This window comes from Pseudoalteromonas sp. APM04, assembly GCF_022809815.1.
Classification (GTDB): domain Bacteria; phylum Pseudomonadota; class Gammaproteobacteria; order Enterobacterales; family Alteromonadaceae; genus Pseudoalteromonas; species Pseudoalteromonas marina.
In genome coordinates, this window is sequence record NZ_CP094442.1 from 1 (window position 1) to 18,761 (window position 18,761).

Consider the following 18,761-nt stretch of genomic DNA (forward strand, 5'->3'; position numbering starts at 1 on the left):
ATCGCTCGTTTGTCTTAATTACTCATTTGTAACAAACTTCTTAAGCATTTGCTAGTACTAACAAAATACAGTTGTTCTGGTTTTTAATGCAAGATAAAAACGAGCGATTGGGTCGTTTTCCTGACTATGCAAGCAATATATTTTGACGAGATTAAAAAGTAACTGTTAACTAAAGCTCTAAGCTGCCATTAATAAACGTAGGTGCTGATCGAAATGTAATGACAAATACAACCAGCTATTACGAATAAGTGCCAAATTGCGTGACTGAATTGAGTTGTTTTAGCGCTGTAAAATAATGTGCCTGCGCTATAAAAAATTCCGCCAGCGAGTAGCCAATACAAAGCTTTTACATCAATGCTTGAATACAACGGATAGATAATTGCTAATGCAAACCACCCCATGAGTAGGTAGGTGGCTAGGGATATTTTTTTGTTACCATTTTTAACAAGTATTTTGTATGCAACACCTGCAATCGCAACGGTCCATATAAAGCTGAGTGTACCCCATGACCAGGCCCCCGATAGTGAGAGCAATAAAAAAGGAGTGTATGTGCCTGCAATAAGTAAATAAATGGCGCAGTGGTCACACTTTTTGTACAAGGCACGCAACTTAGGTTGCACGCTCGCGTGGTATAGTGTTGATGATAAAAATAGTATAAATAAGCTACTACCGTATATTACGGTACTTATATTGGCTTTAGTGCTGGTTGCTTGGTTAAATAAATCCCACATCACAAAAACAGCAAAAAAAATACCGAGTGCGTGGCTTATAACATTGAGCTGTTCTTCTTTACGAGAATAAGGGGCGCCGAGTGACATTACTGCTCCTACCACTATTTAATTTGCGTTTAGTGTACAAGTGTACGCTGAAACTTTCAATCACTGTATAAGTTAAAGCTTTTTCTTGATTTTAAACAAAAATAATTCACTATGGGTTGGCCTATTTACAACAAAACTCAAGTTAATAACCATGAAAGCAAATTTAAAAGCCGCATTACTAACAGCCATTATTTACCCAGGGGCAGGGCACTTTTCGTTAAAAAAACATTTAATAGGTGCAATATTTGCTGGTGTGTTTTCGGTATTATTAATTTTAACGATGAAAGATATATTTGCCGTTGCACAATGTACAGCCAATGAAATTGTGGCAGGAAAAATACCGATGACCATCACCTCTATATTAGGTGCTGCAAAAGAGCCGTCACTGGCATGTGCAAAACTTGCAGAATACAAATACTTGCCACTTATGATAATTATTTGGGTGCTGAGTATGGTTGATGCCTATCGTTTAGGTAAAAAGTAAACCCAGGCCTACACTTTTTTTGTATTCACTTTTTTGTTATTTCAAAACCATTATTTAAAGTTGTGTGTTTTTTCGTAATGACTTTGTAATTCAACGTGCCATTTTGTATTTAAATTTTTTAGCTAGCATAAAATAATTAAGCATACCCCTATTTATTTTTTAACTAAAAAGTGGCTAAAAAATAAAACTACGTGGTTAAATTAACCTCTCCTGAATTTCAATAAATTAACCAGCTCATTAAAACTTTATTAATATCAGTGATTTAAACTTTATTTTCATCTTGGCACAACCCTTGAGTATATAACTACGTCTAAACAATACACAAACAAGGAATACCATTATGAAACATTCAATTAAAATCGCTATGGCTAGTTTATTAGTATTAGGTTCTTCGCAAGTAAACGCGACAGAAGTGGACCTAAATGTAACTGATATTTTAACAAACAGTGTAACTAGCTACATTAAGCAAACCACCATTGAGCTTGAAAAATCTATAAAAGAAACACTTTATTTTGATACAAAATTAACACTGGAAACGTTAATTGAGCCTGCTGATTTAGTGAGTAATGAAGCGGCAGAAAGTAAAGACCCTGCAGTTAATAACGTAAAATAAGCAACTTAAAGGAATAAGGCGATGAGTACCGAGCTTGGATTATTTGCACTTATGTTGGCACCCGTAGTGAGTATTATAACTGCGTATGTATCTGTACAAGCACTAAAGAGTATGGGTGGGTGGCTTAATATTTAACCAATTAAGTACAATGCAATTAATTCGGTTTACTTAAAGCTGATCGACTTAGTAAAAACGCACGTAAATAAAGGCAGTGTTATTGATAGAAGTAGACTTTATGAAACGTGCGATTTTCCCATTACCCATTTTTATTTTACCTGAAGGTTATACGCGTTTGCGTATTTTTGAACCTCGTTATTTAAACATGGTTAAAACCGCATTAAAAAATAACACGGGGTTTGTGCTATGTACGTTTGAGCACGACACACCTTTTAACATTAGCGCCCAAGGATGCTTGGTTGATATAATCGACTTTGACCAAGACGATAATGACGTGCTGCTTATTGATGTTTTTGCGTCTAAAAGTGTTCAAATAAATGATGTTTACCAAGACGAAGAAGAACTTCGCCATGGTTTAATATCTGATTGTAAAACGCCTTACTGGTATAGCGATAAAAACAAACAAGTTGGTGAGCATTTTTTATTGCATGACGCATTGCGTAACGTTTTTTATGGTAACCCTGAACTTAACCTACTTTACAAAACAACTAACTTTAATAATTTAGCTTGGATAGCCGCCCGTTGGCTTGAGTTGTTACCTATTTCGATCGAGAAAAAACAACAACTTGCGTTCGAAACTAACTTTGATAACTTACTTAATTTCCTCCATACTGTAATTAATAACGAATTTGCCTAAATAATGTGATCTCGTACCATTTATTGCACGTATTACCTTTATCAAAACAATAATGGGATTAATTACTATGGTAAGTCAACAACAGTCAACTCGTTGTGAACCTAATACAGGTAAGTATACTGCCATGCCAGAAACGCCTAGTTCTGAACTTATGCAAGCATTACTATCGGTCGCACAAGACCGTGATAAAAAAGCATTTGCCTATTTATTTGAATATTTTTCACCAAAAATTAAACGCTTTGGAATAAAGCAATTTGGTGTAGAAGCACAAGCCATGGAGCTTGTACAAGAAACATTAACGTCTGTATGGCGTAAAGCACACTTATATAACAGCGATAAGGGTGCTGCTACTACGTGGGTTTATACAGTAATGCGTAATGCGTCATTTGATATGCTTCGTAAAATGAAGAGCAATAAAGAAGAAAACATTAGCGAAGATATTTGGCCTTTAATTAATGAGTCTGAAGACACAAATAACGAATACACTGACCATTTAGAAGACAAACAAATTAAACGCTACCTTGATAAATTGCCCATCGCTCAACGTGAGGTTGTTCGTGGTGTTTATTTTCAAGATATGTCGCAAGAGCAATTAGCTCAACAACTTAATATTCCAGTAGGCACGGTAAAATCACGATTACGTTTAGCCTTGCAGAAATTACGTAATGAAATGGGAGATCAGCATGATTAAACATCACCCGAGTGAAACACTACTTACAGAGTATTGTTCAGCGTCGTTAAGTGCCTCTTTGAGCCTTGCAGTTTCGATACATGTGGATATGTGTCCTGTTTGCCAAGAAAAAGTAGCAAAAATAGAAGCAAGCAACGCAGATGCTTTGTTTAGTGAAGACGCCGAAGCTTTTGAGCAACCAGTTAATAATCAATCTCAGTTGCTTGAAGAGTTTGATATGAATGTGCTTGACTTAATTACTGCAGACGATTCTGTAGACGAAGTGTATGAAGTAGAGCCAGTTAAAGTAAGTGTAAATGATCACAATTACCAGCTCCCTCGTGCTCTGACTCGTATTTCGCACAGCAAGTTTACTCAAGTTGGCAAATTAGCTCGTTCACGTGTAGCACTAGATGATGGTGCATTACGTTCAAGTTTACTGCACATAGATGCGGGCGGTGAAATTCCTGAACATACGCACACAGGTTTTGAAATAACCCTATTACTTGACGGTGAGTTTTGTGATGAGGACGGACACTACGTGCCAGGTGACTTTATTTGGCAAGATGGTCGTCATCAACACACGCCAATAACAAAAGATGGGTGTTTATGCTTTACAGTTGTGAGCAGTGCGCTACATTTTAATAAAGGGCTAAGTAAATTACTAAATCCAATTGGTAATTTAATCTACTAAGAGATTACATGCAAAAAACTACAATAAAAATAGGTATAAGCGCCTGCTTAGCAGGCGAGAAAGTTAGATTTGATACAGGTCACAAAAGGTCAAACTTTTGTATGGACGAACTTGCAAAGCATGTTGAATACACACGCTTTTGTCCTGAGGTTGCGGTTGGCTTACCAATTCCTCGACCTACAATTCGCCAAGTTCGAGTTGGCGACACAATTAAAGTTTGCCGTCCTGATGGCTCTGGTGATGTTGGGCCGCAGTTAACTGAATACGGTAAAAAGGTTGCTACTGAGCAAGCTAAAGAGTTGAGTGGTTTTGTATTTTGTGCAAAAAGTCCAAGTTGTGGCATGGAGCGTATAAAAATATACAACGAGGCTGGGACGGGTAACACCTCAGAGGGCGTTGGTTTTTTTGCAGAACAAATTATGAAGCACAATCCACTTTTGCCTTGCGAGGAAAATGGTAGGTTAAACGACATACACCTGCGTGAAAATTTTGTAATGCGCGTGTACGTTCTAAGCAGTTGGCAGCAGCTTGTAAAAGAACCATTAAGTGTTCATCACTTAACGCAATTTCATGCAAAGCATAAGTATTTATTAATGGCACACAATTACCAAGCTTATCGAGAGCTTGGCAAGTTACTTGGAACCTACGCTGGTGATGATATAAACGCATTGGCCGATGAATACATTTTAGGTTTAATGACAGGGCTTAAAAAACCTGCATCTCGTCGTAATAACTGTAACACCTTAATGCATTTACAAGGTTACTTTAAAAAAGACCTCGCTAAGGTTGAAAAGCAAGAACTGCGTGAAGCAATAGACGAGTATCGCTCTGGTTTAGTGCCGCTTTATGTGCCTCTTACTTTACTTAAGCACCATCTAAAAGTTCACCCTAAAGAGTACCTAGAAAAACAGGTGTTTTTTAATCCCTATCCTCATGATTTAAAACTACGATTTGGTATTTAATGAATACATTATTTTGGTTTAGGCGCGATTTGCGCCTTTTTTCGAATGAAGCGTTAATAGAAGCGCTAAATAATGGCGCTAAACACGCCATTTTTTTTGTTTGCGAAAAGCAGTGGCAACAGCACCAAGCAGCGCCAATACAAATTGATTTACTAAAGCGACGTGTAACTTATTTGCAAGAGCAACTTGCCAACTTCGGCATCACGCTTAATGTAATAAACGCTCCCAGCTTTAGTGATTGTGAATCTGAGCTACTTTCGTTTTGTGAAACTCATGATATTCAGCATATTATTGCTAATACAGAATATGAGCTTAACGAAGTAAATCGAGACAAAGCTGTTTTAGCGCAATGTGACAAACGTTCCATTACTTTTACATTATACGAAGGAGATTTAATTGCGCCTGTTGGTAGCATTAAAAACCAAAGTAATGAAATGTATAAAGTATTCACACCATTTAAACGCGCATGGTTAAAACAGTATCAAGATACTCACTTTAGCTTGGCGCAATGGCCAATAGAACAAAACCCTAGAAAAATTGAAAAAAGCCAGCACCTTGAAAGCGATGGTAGTTCGGATAAATGGCCCGTTGATGATGAAACGCTTTTGAGTGTTGTTGATAATTTTATTTGCGATAAGTTAACAAGCTACGACGATCAGCGTGACATTCCCAGTATTAAAGGTACATCGGGTTTGAGCCCGTATTTAGCGCTGGGCATTATTAGCCCAAAGCAGTTGCTAATTAATATACAGCAACGTTACCCCGACATTCTGACTACATCAAAAAGTAAAACATTCACGTGGGTTAACGAGCTTATTTGGCGAGAGTTTTACAGGCATCTTATTGCAGAGTACCCGAAGCTCTCTCGTGGTGAAAACTTTAACGAGAAATACAATCCTGTTGAATGGCGAAAAAGTGAAAAAGAATTTAACGCGTGGTGCGAAGGTCGAACTGGTTACCCACTCGTAGACGCAGCTATGTTACAGCTTAAGCAAACTGGATGGATGCATAACCGTTTAAGAATGGTAGTGGCCAGTTTTTTAACTAAACACCTATTAATTGACTGGCGTGAAGGTGAGCGCTTTTTTATGCAGCACCTTATTGATGGCGATTTAGCTTCTAACAATGGTGGCTGGCAGTGGGCTGCAAGCACAGGGTGTGATGCACAACCGTATTTTAGGATTTTCAACCCTATTACTCAAAGTGAGCGCTTTGATCCAACAGGTAAGTTTATACGTAAGTATTTGCCTGAGCTTGAAAATGTGCCAGATAAACACATTCATTTTCCGCATACTTACTTAGCTGCAACAGGCAAGGGAAGTGAATGTTACTGGCCAGCAATTGTTGACCACAAAGCTGCACGTGAACGTGCGCTCGCTGCATTTAAGGTATGATATGGATAACCAGTTACCAGTAGATAAATTTGTTGATATTTACCAGCAACTTAATAGCTCTAATTTGGACTTATTAAGTGACATTTATGCCGACAATATCCAATTTATTGATCCGATGCACGAAATTAACGGCATAGAAAGTTTGCGTGACTATTTTGCAAATTTATATAGCAATGTTAAGCATTGTCAATTTGATATAACGGATTCGTTTGGTATCAACAACAATGCATTTGTTTATTGGACAATGCATTATTCACATCCCAAACTGGCCTCTGGCAAAACCATATCTGTGCAGGGGCACAGTAAGCTAATTTTTGATAATGATAAAATTGTTAAGCATCGTGATTATTTCAACGTAGGCGAACTACTTTACAAGCATATTCCAATTCTAGGTAGTGTGGTTAGTTACATTGATAAGAGGGCGGGCTAATTATGGTTACCTTAATTACAGGCGCAACGTCAGGCATTGGCGAACAACTAGCTATTAAATATGCACAAATGGGCGACACCGTTATTGCATGTGGACGTAATACAGAAAAACTAGCTGAGCTTTCAAAACATAACAACATAGAGAGTTGTAAGTTTGATGCAACAAGCCTAAAAGATATTAAAGAAGCAACCATTGGATACCCACACTTTGACCGAGTAATTCTTAATGCGGGCAATTGTGAATACATAGACGACGCAAAAAACTTTGACAGTGCTTTGTTTGAGCGCGTAATTAATGCAAATTTACTGTCGGTTGGCTACTGCTTAGAAGCATTACTCCCTAAAGTTAAAAGTGGCGGTCAATTAGTTATTGTTAGCTCAAGCGTTACATACTTACCGTTACCACGCTCCGAGGCTTATGGGGCGTCTAAAGCGGGCGTAAGTTATTTAGCTAAAAGCCTAGCCGTTGATTTGATGGATGTGGATGTCACGTTAGTTCACCCAGGTTTTGTAAAAACTCCTCTGACCGAAAAAAATGATTTTCCCATGCCTATGGCAGTGACCGCTGAAGAAGCGGCAGATTATATGATCAAAGGAATAAACAAACGACGTAAGGAGGTACACTTTCCGTATCGCTTTACGCTTATATTAAAAGCATTGCGGATATTGCCTTTGCCGCTTTGGCTTAAAATAGCAAAAGGATTAACCCGTTGAAAAAAATAGCAATAATAGGAACTGGTGTATCAGGTTTAACATGTGGGCATTTGCTTCACAAACACTACGATGTCACTTTATTTGAAAAAAACGATTACATTGGCGGGCACACTGCGACTGTTGACGTAGATATTAAGGGCGTTAATTACGCCGTGGATACCGGATTTATTGTTTTTAATAACCGAACCTACCCTTATTTTGAAAAGTTACTTGCGCGTATTGGTATAAAAAAGCAAGAAACCCAAATGAGCTTCAGTGTTCATAATGAGGCAACAGGCTTTGAGTACAATGGCCATACCTTCACCAGTTTATTTGCACAAAGAAGAAATATTTTTAGGCCTAAATTTTGGCGCTTGTTATCTGACATAGTTAAATTTAACAAACTATGTAAAGCCATACACGAAAAAGGCGAATATCAGCAATCGCAAACACTCGGTCAGCTACTTAATGAAAATCAGTTTAACGACTTTTTTAAATATCATTATATTTTACCTATGGGCGCAGCTATTTGGTCTACTAGTATTAAAGAAATGGAAAACGTAGGCGTAGAGTTTTTTGTAAAGTTTTTCTTTAATCATGGCCTTTTAGATATCACAAATAGGCCGCAATGGTATGTTGTACCTGGTGGTTCACGTGAATACATAAACCCATTAATTAAAGGGTTTGCTGACAGAATAAAGCTTAACACTGATATTAAATCGGTAACACGTGCAAATGACGATGTAACCATTGAGCTTGCCAGTGGTGAGCAGCACGTTTTTGACAAAGTTATTTTTGCGTGCCACTCAGACCAAGCACTCAAACTACTTGGTGATGCAACAAACCAAGAAAAATCAGTACTTGGCGCAATTCCTTATACTGAAAATTCAGTAGTACTTCATACAGATACAAATTTACTACCTGACAGAAAAGCCGCTTGGGCTAGTTGGAATTATTTATTAAATAACAATACCGACAAAGCAGCTGTTGTTACCTACCAGATGAATATATTGCAAGGTATTCAATCAGACACGCAGTTTTGCGTTACGTTAAACCACCTTGAAGGGATAGATAAAAGCAAAATATTGCGTGAATTCACTTACCATCACCCTGTTTTCAACAAAGAGTCTATTGCTGCGCAAGGGCTTAAACAAACGATCGATGGTCAAAATAATAGTTATTTTTGTGGTGCCTATTGGTACAACGGCTTTCATGAGGATGGTGTACGCAGTGGTGTAGACGTGGCAAGGCAGTTAGGGGTTGAATTTGACTAGTGCTGTTTATTTAGGCGATGTTAAGCATCGCCGTTTTGCTGTTAAGACTCATCATTTTAGTAATCCACTTTATATGATGTGGGTTGATCTCAACAACCCAGAGCAATTGAACAATAAGCATAAATGGTTAGGTACGTCTGGTTCAAAAGCATTAAAGTTTAACGAATCAGACTACTTTGTTAATAAGCCCCACAATAATGATGCGTCAATCATTGAACGTGCAAATCATCAGTTATTATCGCTTGGTGTAACTGAGACTTTTAACCATGTATACATGCTAGGACAGCTCCGTTGCTTTGGTATTTACTTTAGCCCAGTAAACTTCTTCTTTTATGGTCATAGCGACACTGAATTTAAGTACATGGTTGCTGAAGTTAGTAATACGCCATGGAATGAGCGACACTACTACTTGATACCACTAGAAAAAAAAGTGAACTTTAAAAAAGTCTTTTCCGTATCACCTTTTATGAACCTCGATATGAACTATCATTGGACAATTAGGTTAACGCAAGATAAAACATTGATTCATATTGAAAATAAACGGGATGGAGAATTGCTATTTGATGCTACTCTTCGATTAACCCGTAAAGAACTGACTGAAAAAGAAATGAGTCAGTTGTTAAAACGATTCCCAGCAATGACGTGGACAATATTTAAAGGTATTTATTACCAAGCGTTGAAGCTGTTTATAAAAAGAGTGCCTTTTTTAGGTCATTCTTAAACGTCACAAATTACATACAAGCAGTAATAAAAATAATATAGGTGTTCTAATGGAAAAAGTGTCTAGCTTAAATTGCGAACAAAACACAGGCTGGTTTACAGGGCTTTATAAAAAATTAGTATTTAAAGCTTTTTCTTCAATAGAAACAGGCCAAATCACCGTTATTGATGAAGATCTGCAGCTTGTTTTTGGAGATGCATCATCCGACTTAAAAGTTACGGTAACAATTCACGACAAAGCGATGTACAAGGCGTTTGCATTATCTGGAAGTGTTGGCGCAGGCGAGTCTTACATTTTAGGTCAATGGAGTTGTGACAATCTAACCCGACTAATTGAGTTATTTGCTATAAATGAAAAACAGTTAGACGAGTTTGAGAAAAAATTCGCGTTTTTCAGCAACATTGCCCACAGACTAACTCATTTAAAAAATAAAAATTCTGAGTCAGGCTCTAAAAAAAATATAGTTGCTCACTATGATCTAGGTAACGATTTATACGAATCGTTTTTGAGTAAAGAAATGCTTTACTCGTGTGCTGTTTATCCATCAAAAGATGCCAGTCTAGAAGACGCGCAGCAGTACAAATTAAAGCGCATATGTGAACAAGTAGAATTGCAACCTGGCGATTCCGTTATAGAAATTGGCACTGGATGGGGCGCATTTGCCATTTACGCAGCAACACATTACGACTGCCACGTGACGACTACTACAATATCTGATGAGCAACATGACTTTGTTGCAGAAAAAATTAAAGAGTTAGGCTTAGAGAATAAAATTACGCTTCTTAAGCTTGATTACAGACTACTCACGGGCAAATACGACAAACTCGTTTCGATTGAAATGATTGAAGCGGTTGGCCACGAATATTTACCTAGCTTTTTCACCCAGTGTGGTTCGCTACTCAAAGACGATGGTGCAATGTTGATACAAGCAATCACCATTAGCGATCAGCGATACAAGCACTACCTTAAAAATTCAGATTTTATTCAACAGTATATTTTCCCTGGGGGGTGTTTACCCTCATTAAACGAAATGAGTGAGCAAATCAAAAATAACACCGATATGGTTATCCATACTGTTAGTGATATTGGAACGCATTACGCACGAACCTTAGCTGACTGGCGTGAACGCTTTATCAAAAGTTGGCCAGATCTAGACCGCACAAAATTTGATGACCGCTTTTATAGGTTATGGTTATTTTATTTTGCTTACTGTGAAGGCGCATTTAGAACGCGTGCAACCAGTACTGTACATTTAATGGCGCGTAAACCTCGCTTTAGTAGCAATGTAGATGAAATTGCACTCGCTTATTAATTTTGTCTTGTTTCAAGCAGTGTGGTTTTTATCATTACTGCTTGAAGGACAATCACTTTTATTTAGCGCTGGCATCATTGTCTTAATGTTTTATTTGTCAAAGCAAAAAAAACAAGATGCATTATTGCTATTAAAAGCACTTCCTATTGCTTTGCTACTTGAATACATAGCGGTGGAGCTTGGTCTACTTTCATTTAAAGTTGATCCTTTTCCAATTTGGCTGGTACTTCTATGGGCTGCGTTGCTTCTTTCATTAAACACATCGATGCATTTCTTAAGTCGATTAAGACTTTGGCAGGTATTTGTTGTTTGCCTTATTTTTGCGCCGGCTAGCTACTGGGCGGGTGCGCGTTTTAACGTAATTAATTTAGGCTTACCGCTATGGCAGTTTTGGGTAGCCTACGGTGTTATTTGGTCGGCAGCCTTTACGTTTATTGTATTTATAAACCAAAAAATTAAGTCGATTATTTTAGCAAGTTAAAATTAGTTTACCCTCCTATTTTTTATTTAAAGAAGGACTTTAATTGTGAAATCAATCATAACGACAACTGTTTTATGTCTTTTATTGTCTACTTCTGCCTTTGCTAATGTTGAATTTAGCAAAGTGGGCGAGGGTAGAATGGAATACTTGTTTTGGGATGTTTACGACGCCACCTTGTATACCCCTTCTGGCGATTATGCTTTGGGTGAACACCCCGTCAAATTTAAGCTGACCTATTTACGTGATTTTGACGCCAAAGATATAGTTAAAGCAACCAATGAGCAGTGGGAGCACATAGGTAAAAAAAATCTAGTCGGCAAGTACGATGAGGTGCTTTTGTCTATTTGGCCAAACATAGGTAAAGGTGATTCGTTAACGCTGATAACTGATAAGGAAGGCAAAAGTACTTTTTTGCATAACGATAGCGAGGTTGGCGTCATTGATGATGTTGCGTTTTCAAGTGATTTTTTAGCTATTTGGTTAGGTAAAAATACGTCAGAGCCAGCTTTAAGAAAAAAACTATTAGGAAATTAAAATGATGATTAATAACGCGTTAAAAACGATTTTTGTGTGTGTATTTGCACTTTTTTTGGTTAGTTGCTCAGCGCCTAATGTAGAACACTACAGTAAAACAACTCCCAATTTTGACTTTAAAACCTTCTTTAGCGGCAAATTAAAAGCTTACGGCGTAGTGCAAGACTTTAAAGGTGAGTTAACCCGTAAGTTAGTCGTTGATATGAACGCGACGTGGGAGGGCAACCAGGGCGTCATAGAAGAAGACTTTGTGTATGATGATGGTGAAACACAAAAACGCATCTGGAAAATAACCCTTAATGACGATAACACCCTTACAGGGACTGCTGCAGACGTTCTTGGCGTTGCACAAGGTAAAAGTGATGGCAGTGTATTTCATTGGAACTACAACGTAGAACTCCCTTATGACGGAAGCACTTTAGAAGTTAATTTTGATGATTGGATGTACTTGGTAACACAATCGCGCTTGATTAACCGCACATCTATTGTTAAGTTTGGTGTCGAGGTCGGGGAAGTGACCTTAGTTATCGAAAAAATATAGTTTTTATATGCTGATTAACATGCACCAAAATTGTACAAAAATTAAGTCTTTGTTAACACAAGATGCTGTATTTTAGCGGAAATTAATATAATTTTATGTGTTTTATAAGATTTTAACTAAAAATTGCAATTTGCTGTTGCTAACTTTTAAAAAATACATAAAGATAGGTTTTGCGAAGGCAAAATAATAACGAATAGGAATCTAACAATGAATAAAGCTCAATTAGTTGAAAAAATTGCTACTGACGCGGAAATTTCTAAAGCCGCAGCTACACGTGCTCTTGACGCATTTACTGGCGCTGTAACTTCTGCACTTAAAGAAGGTGATTCAGTAGCATTAGTTGGTTTTGGTACATTCTCAGTTAAAGAACGTGCTGCACGCACAGGCCGTAACCCTCAAACGGGTGCTGAGATCCAAATCGCAGCGGCAACTATCCCAAGCTTTAAAGCAGGTAAAGGTCTTAAAGACCAAGTAAACCTATAATTGGTTTTACAAATTAATTGAAAAAGGGCTAATAAGCCCTTTTTTTTTTGTGTTGAAAAAGCCGTAATGTAACGGCTCAGTATTTGAAAAGTTATGCTTTTAAGGCTTTATCGCCTCTACCAATTCCAACTGCACCTGAACGTACAACTTCTATGATATCTGTTTCATGGCGTAGCGTATCTAAAAATGATTCTATTTTGTCTGTGCTGCTCACAAGTTGTAAGCTGTAACTCTGACGGCCCATATCTAAAATATCACCTTTAAACACATCTACTACCCGGGTAACTGCAGCACGCGTTGTTTCGTCTTGTGCAAATACTTTTACAAGGAGTAGTTCTCGTTCAATGTGGCTCATTTCTGTTAAATCAATAATTTTTAATACATCAACTAGCTTGTTCACTTGCTTGGTAATTTGTTCAACAATTCGGTCATCACCCATTGTTGTTATGGTAATACGCGATAAAGACTGATCGTCAGTAGTACCTACCGTTAGGCTGTCAATGTTGTATGCTCGTTGTGAAAATAGTCCAACAATACGAGATAGTGCACCGGGTTCGTTTTCTAATAATATTGATAAAATACGACGCATTATGCTTTAACTCCTTTACGTAACCACATTTCGTCAATGCCACCTAGTTTAATTTGCATTGGGTACACATGTTCTTTTTCGTCGACAAGTATGTCTAAAAATACTAGACGATCCGTTATGCTCATTGCTTTGTCAATCGCGGGTTGAAGCTCGTCAAGTGTGTTTACCTGAATACCAACGTGGCCATAGCTTTCAACTAATTTTATAAAGTCAGGTAGTGAGTCCATGTAAGATGATGAATGACGACCGCCATACACCATATCTTGCCATTGGCGTACCATTCCTAATGAGCGGTTGTTAAGAGAGACGACTTTAACGGCTAAGTTGTACTGCAAGCACGTAGAAAGCTCTTGAATGTTCATTTGAATAGAACCATCGCCAGTTACGCACACCGACTCTTTATCAGGAAATGCGAGCTTAACGCCCATGGCAGCCGGTAAACCAAAGCCCATAGTGCCTAATCCGCCTGAATTGATCCATTGGCGAGGGTATTTAAATGGGTAATACTGTGCTGCAAACATTTGATGCTGCCCTACATCAGAGCTGATGTATGCTTCGCCGTCTGTTGCTTTATAAAGCGCTTCAATGACAGCTTGAGGCTTGATTTTTTCTGAAGGGCTTTGTTTGTAACCCAAACATTTTTGTTCACGCCAGCTAATAATTTGTCGCCACCAATCTTCTTGTGCACTGCGATCTATTTGAATTGTACTTTTGTCTATTCCATCTTGTAGTTGTTTAAGTACAGTGTCTAAACAACCTACAACAGGTATATGCGCTTTAATGGTTTTAGAAATAGAGGTGGGGTCTACATCTACATGGACAATAGTTGCGTTAGGGCAAAACTTTTTAACGTTATTTGTAACCCGATCATCAAAGCGAGCGCCTAATGCTAATATAACGTCGGCATTTGCCATAGCTTTGTTGGCCTCTAGCGTGCCGTGCATCCCGAGCATACCGATAAAGTTAGGGTGACCCCCTGAAATACCACCCAGACCCATTAAAGTGTTGGTAATAGGTGCATTCAATGATTCTACTAAGCGTGTTAATTGCTCTGAGGTGTTTGAGATGATAATACCACCCCCAGAATATATAACTAGCTTTTTAGCTTCCAATATAGCGGCCACTGCTTTTCTAATTTGTTTTGAATGGCCTTTGGTATTTGGGCTGTAAGTTCGGAGTTCAGTCGTTGCAGGGAAGTCGTATTCAAATTTGACAGCAGGGTTAAGCATATCTTTTGGTAGCTCAACAACAACAGGCCCAGGACGACCAGTGCTGGCAATATAAAAAGCTTTTGCCAATATTGCAGGTATTTCTTGTGCACTTCTGCAGTTAAAGCTGTGTTTTACAATTGGTCGAGAGCAACCAACTATGTCTGTTTCTTGGAAGGCGTCGTCACCAATTAGACTAGTAGGTACCTGCCCAGATAATACAACCATCGGAATAGAGTCCATGTACGCAGTTGCAATACCGGTTATACAATTTGTAGCACCAGGGCCTGAAGTAGCAAGAACAACACCGACCTCACCAGTAGCACGTGCATAACCGTCAGCCATGTGTGTTGCTGCTTGTTCATGCCTAACTAAGATGTGCTCAATATCATTTTGTTGAAAAAGTGCATCGTATAAATCTAATACTGAGCCACCTGGGTAGCCAAATATATATTTTACCTTTAATTCTTTTAATGCCTGAACGACTAGTTCAGAACCATTATACTCTTGTTTGCTCATCCTCATTCCTCTGCGCTTTTTTTGTGCATAAAAAAACCCCCGCGTGGTGCGGGGGTTTTTAAAAAGCAGTATTACCTTTTAATACATCCCCGCTGGGCTTATTACTAAGACCAGTACGAGAACGACTAGAAGGTTAAATTGTGTTTTCATAGTTATTTACTCTACTCAGCAAAACACTGCTTTGATGTGAAATTTTATATGGGTTTATTTTTAAGTGTTTTAAGTGTTTATGTCAACCTTGAATGTTGTTTTTTGCATTTTAAATTCGTTTTTTATTGTTTTTTAGTGGTTTGTTGCTTTTTGTGCGTTTAATTTGAAGTTTTTAGGGAGATAATATGCAGTGCGCTTGTTTTTGCTTTGTTTGCTGTTGTTTTAGTATTAAGCAATTTTAGATTGCTTACGTATACTTTAAGCTGGTTTATAACATGTTTAAATAGTTGTTATTAGGTATGATGTGCTTAACAAATTGTTTGAGGAATATACAGTGAACAAAATAGCGTTACTTACTCTTATTACTACGTTGTTTAGCTTTATAACTGTAGCTAAAACATCTACTCCGCACGATGTAGGTGTGACCAACAAAGAACGTATTTTGTATTGGCTTAATAAAAAAGAAGACTTAACTTCCGATGAGTTAGAAGCGTCTTACAATGAATACATCAATAACAAATCACCTGTGCAAGTAGCATTAAAAAATGGGTTTAGCCAGCTACCTCGTTTATCGACATATAACTCAATACAAAAGGGGCTCTTATCTAGTCAACAATCTAGTTTTTCAGCGGGGTTAACCCCAGATGATCGAGTCAATACCGTTAAAGTATTAACTATTTTAGTTGATTTTCCTGATTTAAAGCACGACGAAAACCAGTTAACTCCCCAAGACACTGATATGTTTTATACCGACTACTCCCCCGATCATTACCAGCAGATGCTGTTTAACACTAACGGCTATGAAGGCCCTGACGGACAGGTTCTTTTATCGGCGGCCGATTATTATAAAGCTGCTTCTGGCAACAGCCTTAATTTTGAAGGGCAAGTTTACGGGTGGGTAACTGCAAATAATAACGCTAAATTTTATGGTGAACGTTTAGGCTCTACCCGAGATAAAAATGCGCCGAGCCTTGTAAAAGAAGCTGTTGAAAAAGCGGTTGCACAATTTAATATTAATTTGGCTGATTATGACTTAACTGATCTTGATGACATAGACGGTGATGGTATTACCGACGAACCAAATGGGATAATCGATCATGTTATGATTTTTCATTCTAGTATTGGTGAGGAGTCGGGCGGGGGTTATTTATCAACAGATGCAATTTGGTCACATCGTTATTATGTTTTAGACGAAAATAGCCAACCAACTGAAGTTGTTGGGAGTAATATAAAGCTATTTGGTTACACAATAAACCCTATTGATGCCGCCATCGGTGTTGTTGTTCATGAGTTTGGGCACGATTTAGGTTTAAAAGATGAATACGATTTACAGTCTAATACGGTAGGTGAGCCTGTCGCTTCATGGTCGGTTATGTCGTCAGGTACGTGGGCGGGTTCACCACGCGGGTCTGAGCCAGTAATGTTTAGCCCATATGCGCTAGAATATCTTCAAACACGCTACCAAGGTAATTGGGTAAACCAGCTTAGCCTTAATATGGATGAGGTTGTTACGAACCCAGTGCAAGTGATTAATAACGCAGCAAGTACGTCTAAATCACAAAGCCAAGTAAAGGTCACATTGCCACCAAGGCTTGAAAAATTTAAAACGCCAGTAGAAGGCGTTTTTCAATATTATTCAAATACCGGCGATAATCTTAATACTCGTTTAGTGAACACCATTAATTTACCAAGCACGACAGAATCGCTTATGCTGAGCTTTGTTGCTTTTTATAGCATTGAGCAAGATTATGACTTAGTTCAAATAAAGGTTAATGGTGTGCCAATCGCGGGTAACTATACGCAACCTACTAACCCTTACTATGGCAATATTGGTCCTTATATTACAGGTGATTCATTTTTAAATCCTGATGCACAACTTCCTAACGGATACTTAACGCATCAATTTGATTTATCTGCTTATGCAGGGCAAACGATAGAGTTACAAGTACAATACTTAACAGACGCTAATACGCATTATTATGGTTTTGTTATTGACGATATGCGCATTGAGCAAAATGGTTCATTAATTTGGCAAAATAACGCAGAAACTCAAAGTAATACGACCTTATCCGGGTTTGCAAAAGTAGGGAGTTATGTATTTGCTATGCCATCTTACTACTACCTGCAGTTGCGTGACTATTCGGGTATAGATAATGGATTACAAAAAGAAGGTTACTCGCCGGGATTATTACTGTGGTACAGCGATGAGTCGCACACTGATAACAATACAACTGAGCACCCCGGTAGTGGTTTTACATTGGTTGTTGACGCAGATCAGCGTGCTATCAATAAAGGAGGCACGCAATCACCAGCAAATACTGCTATTCAAATAAGAGATGCCGCATTTAGCCTTTATGCTCAACGAGCAGGGCTAGGAGATGACGATTTATCTGCTATCAGCTCTTTTAGTGACGAGATGGACTATGGCTTTGCAGAACAAGCTGAATCGGGTGTTAAATTACCACAAGTCGGCTTTGGTTTTACGCTCACAAACCAAGAAAACGATAATCAAAGCATAGAAATATTATTAAATTACGAGCCATCAAATGGCATTAGTTACTCACTCTCAGATTTCACAGCAGATTTTACAGTTGATGGATTGACGCTTTCGCCATCTGATACGTTTACTTGGGATTTTGGTGACGGCAGAACAAGTTCTGAGTTATCCCCTTCGCACGTTTTTGAGAGTTACGGACGCTATGATGTAACATTTACGGCAAGCAATGGTGCAGAAGAGCAGATAGCAACAACAACAGTCATTATTGTTGCACCCCTGAGTATTACTGAAATTGATTACGAAATAACACAAGGGCTACTAACGGCAAAAGCTGAAGTTGCAGGAGGGTTAGCACCATACAGTTATTTGTGGAGTTTAGGCGATGGCAGTTCGCTAGCATCACAGAGCATTTCATATGACTATTTACACTCGGGTGATTATTTATTGTCGCTAACAGTGACTGACGACCAAGGAATGTCGGTATCTCAAAACGTAAATGTAAACGTCAATGTTCCACTCTCAGTTAATACCAGTTTTTCAACAAATAATTTAACGGTCCAATTTAACGCGGATGTGATAGGTGGGTTTAAAAATTATACTTATAGCTGGGATTTTGGTGACGGCAATGAGCTTTCTCAAGTTCAAAATCCAGGTCATACGTATCAAAATGCGGGCAGTTATTCTGTTACTTTAACTATAACAGACACAATTACGGGAGAGGTTATCAGTGATGACTTATCCGTAACGGTAGCACAATCTCAAACTAATAGCGGTTCAAGCTCTAGTGGAGGGGCGCTTGGCGGGTTATTAATTTTTATGTTGTTAATTTCAATTAGGTTTAAACGCGCTTAAATGGCATAAAAAAGCCAGCAAAAATGCTG

At 38.2% G+C, this 18,761-nt stretch carries 20 protein-coding genes; 17 read left to right on the top strand and 3 right to left on the bottom strand.

Annotated elements, in window-relative coordinates:
• Positions 1 to 188: 188 nt before the first annotated feature.
• Positions 189 to 818 (bottom strand): hemolysin III family protein, encoded by a 630-nt coding sequence (locus MTP24_RS15960; RefSeq protein ID WP_243534142.1) that lies wholly within the window; start codon positions 816 to 818, stop codon positions 189 to 191.
• 151 nt (positions 819 to 969) lie between these two features.
• Here MTP24_RS15960 and MTP24_RS15965 point away from each other — a divergent pair, with 151 nt between their 5' ends.
• The 16 genes from MTP24_RS15965 to MTP24_RS16040 all read left to right on the top strand — a co-directional run bounded on the left by MTP24_RS15965 (position 970) and on the right by MTP24_RS16040 (position 12,917).
• Positions 970 to 1,302 carry a hypothetical protein gene (locus MTP24_RS15965; RefSeq protein ID WP_008129213.1) on the top strand — a complete coding sequence of 111 codons (333 nt, stop codon included), beginning with the start codon at positions 970 to 972 and terminating at the stop codon, positions 1,300 to 1,302.
• 340 nt (positions 1,303 to 1,642) lie between these two features.
• Positions 1,643 to 1,915: a hypothetical protein gene (locus MTP24_RS15970; protein WP_243534144.1), complete on the top strand. Its 273-nt coding sequence runs from the start codon at positions 1,643 to 1,645 to the stop codon at positions 1,913 to 1,915.
• Between the two features lie 235 nt (positions 1,916 to 2,150).
• The gene (locus tag MTP24_RS15975) at positions 2,151 to 2,729 is read left to right on the top strand and encodes an LON peptidase substrate-binding domain-containing protein (RefSeq protein WP_033020167.1); all 579 of its coding nucleotides are present in this window, start codon (positions 2,151 to 2,153) and stop codon (positions 2,727 to 2,729) included.
• Positions 2,730 to 2,796: 67 nt separating this feature from the next.
• On the top strand, positions 2,797 to 3,420 hold the full coding sequence (locus MTP24_RS15980) for a sigma-70 family RNA polymerase sigma factor (protein ID WP_243534146.1): 624 nt from the start codon (positions 2,797 to 2,799) through the stop codon (positions 3,418 to 3,420).
• On the top strand, positions 3,413 to 4,093 hold the full coding sequence (locus MTP24_RS15985) for a ChrR family anti-sigma-E factor (RefSeq protein WP_243534148.1): 681 nt from the start codon (positions 3,413 to 3,415) through the stop codon (positions 4,091 to 4,093). Before MTP24_RS15980 ends, MTP24_RS15985 begins: the two co-directional genes overlap by 8 nt.
• A gap of 8 nt (positions 4,094 to 4,101) precedes the next feature.
• Positions 4,102 to 5,055, top strand: coding sequence for a DUF523 and DUF1722 domain-containing protein (locus MTP24_RS15990; protein ID WP_243534151.1), 954 nt, complete (start codon positions 4,102 to 4,104; stop codon positions 5,053 to 5,055).
• A complete protein-coding gene (gene phrB / locus MTP24_RS15995) occupies positions 5,055 to 6,449 on the top strand; it encodes a deoxyribodipyrimidine photo-lyase (RefSeq protein ID WP_243534153.1) in 1,395 nt (464 codons plus the stop codon). The genes MTP24_RS15990 and phrB overlap by 1 nt, the downstream gene beginning before the upstream one ends.
• A gap of 1 nt (position 6,450) precedes the next feature.
• Complete coding sequence (locus MTP24_RS16000) at positions 6,451 to 6,879, top strand: nuclear transport factor 2 family protein (protein WP_006794850.1); 429 nt, start codon at positions 6,451 to 6,453, stop codon at positions 6,877 to 6,879.
• 2 nt (positions 6,880 to 6,881) lie between these two features.
• Entirely contained in the window at positions 6,882 to 7,592 is a 711-nt protein-coding gene (locus tag MTP24_RS16005; RefSeq protein ID WP_008129197.1) for an SDR family NAD(P)-dependent oxidoreductase, read from the top strand.
• Complete coding sequence (locus MTP24_RS16010; protein WP_243534155.1) at positions 7,589 to 8,845, top strand: FAD-dependent oxidoreductase; 1,257 nt, start codon at positions 7,589 to 7,591, stop codon at positions 8,843 to 8,845. The genes MTP24_RS16005 and MTP24_RS16010 overlap by 4 nt, the downstream gene beginning before the upstream one ends.
• Entirely contained in the window at positions 8,838 to 9,566 is a 729-nt protein-coding gene (locus MTP24_RS16015; RefSeq protein ID WP_243534157.1) for a DUF1365 domain-containing protein, read from the top strand. The genes MTP24_RS16010 and MTP24_RS16015 overlap by 8 nt, the downstream gene beginning before the upstream one ends.
• A 49-nt stretch (positions 9,567 to 9,615) precedes the next feature.
• Entirely contained in the window at positions 9,616 to 10,878 is a 1,263-nt protein-coding gene (locus tag MTP24_RS16020; RefSeq protein ID WP_039037395.1) for a cyclopropane-fatty-acyl-phospholipid synthase family protein, read from the top strand.
• On the top strand, positions 10,856 to 11,359 hold the full coding sequence (locus MTP24_RS16025) for a DUF2878 domain-containing protein (RefSeq protein WP_243534159.1): 504 nt from the start codon (positions 10,856 to 10,858) through the stop codon (positions 11,357 to 11,359). Before MTP24_RS16020 ends, MTP24_RS16025 begins: the two co-directional genes overlap by 23 nt.
• Before the next feature lie 138 nt (positions 11,360 to 11,497).
• Positions 11,498 to 11,893, top strand: coding sequence for a chalcone isomerase family protein (locus MTP24_RS16030; RefSeq protein ID WP_008129192.1), 396 nt, complete (start codon positions 11,498 to 11,500; stop codon positions 11,891 to 11,893).
• Position 11,894: 1 nt separating this feature from the next.
• A complete protein-coding gene (locus MTP24_RS16035; RefSeq protein WP_243534161.1) occupies positions 11,895 to 12,434 on the top strand; it encodes a DUF3833 domain-containing protein in 540 nt (179 codons plus the stop codon).
• Positions 12,435 to 12,641: 207 nt separating this feature from the next.
• Entirely contained in the window at positions 12,642 to 12,917 is a 276-nt protein-coding gene (locus MTP24_RS16040; RefSeq protein ID WP_006793424.1) for an HU family DNA-binding protein, read from the top strand.
• Positions 12,918 to 13,008: 91 nt separating this feature from the next.
• On the opposite strand, the gene ilvN is transcribed toward MTP24_RS16040, so the two are convergent.
• Both ilvN and MTP24_RS16050 read right to left on the bottom strand, forming a co-directional pair.
• Positions 13,009 to 13,506: an acetolactate synthase small subunit gene (gene ilvN / locus MTP24_RS16045; RefSeq protein WP_006793425.1), complete on the bottom strand. Its 498-nt coding sequence runs from the start codon at positions 13,504 to 13,506 to the stop codon at positions 13,009 to 13,011.
• Positions 13,506 to 15,233, bottom strand: coding sequence for an acetolactate synthase 3 large subunit (locus MTP24_RS16050; protein WP_243534164.1), 1,728 nt, complete (start codon positions 15,231 to 15,233; stop codon positions 13,506 to 13,508). The genes ilvN and MTP24_RS16050 overlap by 1 nt, the downstream gene beginning before the upstream one ends.
• 484 nt (positions 15,234 to 15,717) lie before the next feature.
• Between MTP24_RS16050 and MTP24_RS16055 the strand changes: the two genes are divergently transcribed.
• Positions 15,718 to 18,732, top strand: a complete 3,015-nt coding sequence (locus tag MTP24_RS16055; protein ID WP_243534166.1) for an immune inhibitor A domain-containing protein — start codon at positions 15,718 to 15,720, stop codon at positions 18,730 to 18,732.
• The last annotated feature ends 29 nt before the right edge of the window (positions 18,733 to 18,761 follow it).

Bases quoted from the DNA above. Each gene is read 5' to 3' on its own strand.
- MTP24_RS15965 (WP_008129213.1), top strand. From the start codon at position 970: ATGAAAGCAAATTTAAAAGCCGCATTACTAACAGCCATTATTTACCCA.
- MTP24_RS15990 (WP_243534151.1), top strand. From the start codon at position 4,102: ATGCAAAAAACTACAATAAAAATAGGTATAAGCGCCTGCTTAGCAGGC.
- MTP24_RS15980 (WP_243534146.1), top strand. From the start codon at position 2,797: ATGGTAAGTCAACAACAGTCAACTCGTTGTGAACCTAATACAGGTAAG.
- MTP24_RS16035 (WP_243534161.1), top strand. From the start codon at position 11,895: ATGATGATTAATAACGCGTTAAAAACGATTTTTGTGTGTGTATTTGCA.
- MTP24_RS16025 (WP_243534159.1), top strand. From the start codon at position 10,856: ATGAAATTGCACTCGCTTATTAATTTTGTCTTGTTTCAAGCAGTGTGG.
- MTP24_RS16000 (WP_006794850.1), top strand. From the start codon at position 6,451: ATGGATAACCAGTTACCAGTAGATAAATTTGTTGATATTTACCAGCAA.
- MTP24_RS15975 (WP_033020167.1), top strand. From the start codon at position 2,151: ATGAAACGTGCGATTTTCCCATTACCCATTTTTATTTTACCTGAAGGT.
- phrB (WP_243534153.1), top strand. From the start codon at position 5,055: ATGAATACATTATTTTGGTTTAGGCGCGATTTGCGCCTTTTTTCGAAT.
- MTP24_RS15985 (WP_243534148.1), top strand. From the start codon at position 3,413: ATGATTAAACATCACCCGAGTGAAACACTACTTACAGAGTATTGTTCA.
- MTP24_RS16040 (WP_006793424.1), top strand. From the start codon at position 12,642: ATGAATAAAGCTCAATTAGTTGAAAAAATTGCTACTGACGCGGAAATT.
- MTP24_RS16020 (WP_039037395.1), top strand. From the start codon at position 9,616: ATGGAAAAAGTGTCTAGCTTAAATTGCGAACAAAACACAGGCTGGTTT.
- ilvN (WP_006793425.1), bottom strand. From the start codon at position 13,506: ATGCGTCGTATTTTATCAATATTATTAGAAAACGAACCCGGTGCACTA.
- MTP24_RS15970 (WP_243534144.1), top strand. From the start codon at position 1,643: ATGAAACATTCAATTAAAATCGCTATGGCTAGTTTATTAGTATTAGGT.
- MTP24_RS16050 (WP_243534164.1), bottom strand. From the start codon at position 15,233: ATGAGCAAACAAGAGTATAATGGTTCTGAACTAGTCGTTCAGGCATTA.
- MTP24_RS16005 (WP_008129197.1), top strand. From the start codon at position 6,882: ATGGTTACCTTAATTACAGGCGCAACGTCAGGCATTGGCGAACAACTA.
- MTP24_RS15960 (WP_243534142.1), bottom strand. From the start codon at position 818: ATGTCACTCGGCGCCCCTTATTCTCGTAAAGAAGAACAGCTCAATGTT.
- MTP24_RS16030 (WP_008129192.1), top strand. From the start codon at position 11,498: ATGGAATACTTGTTTTGGGATGTTTACGACGCCACCTTGTATACCCCT.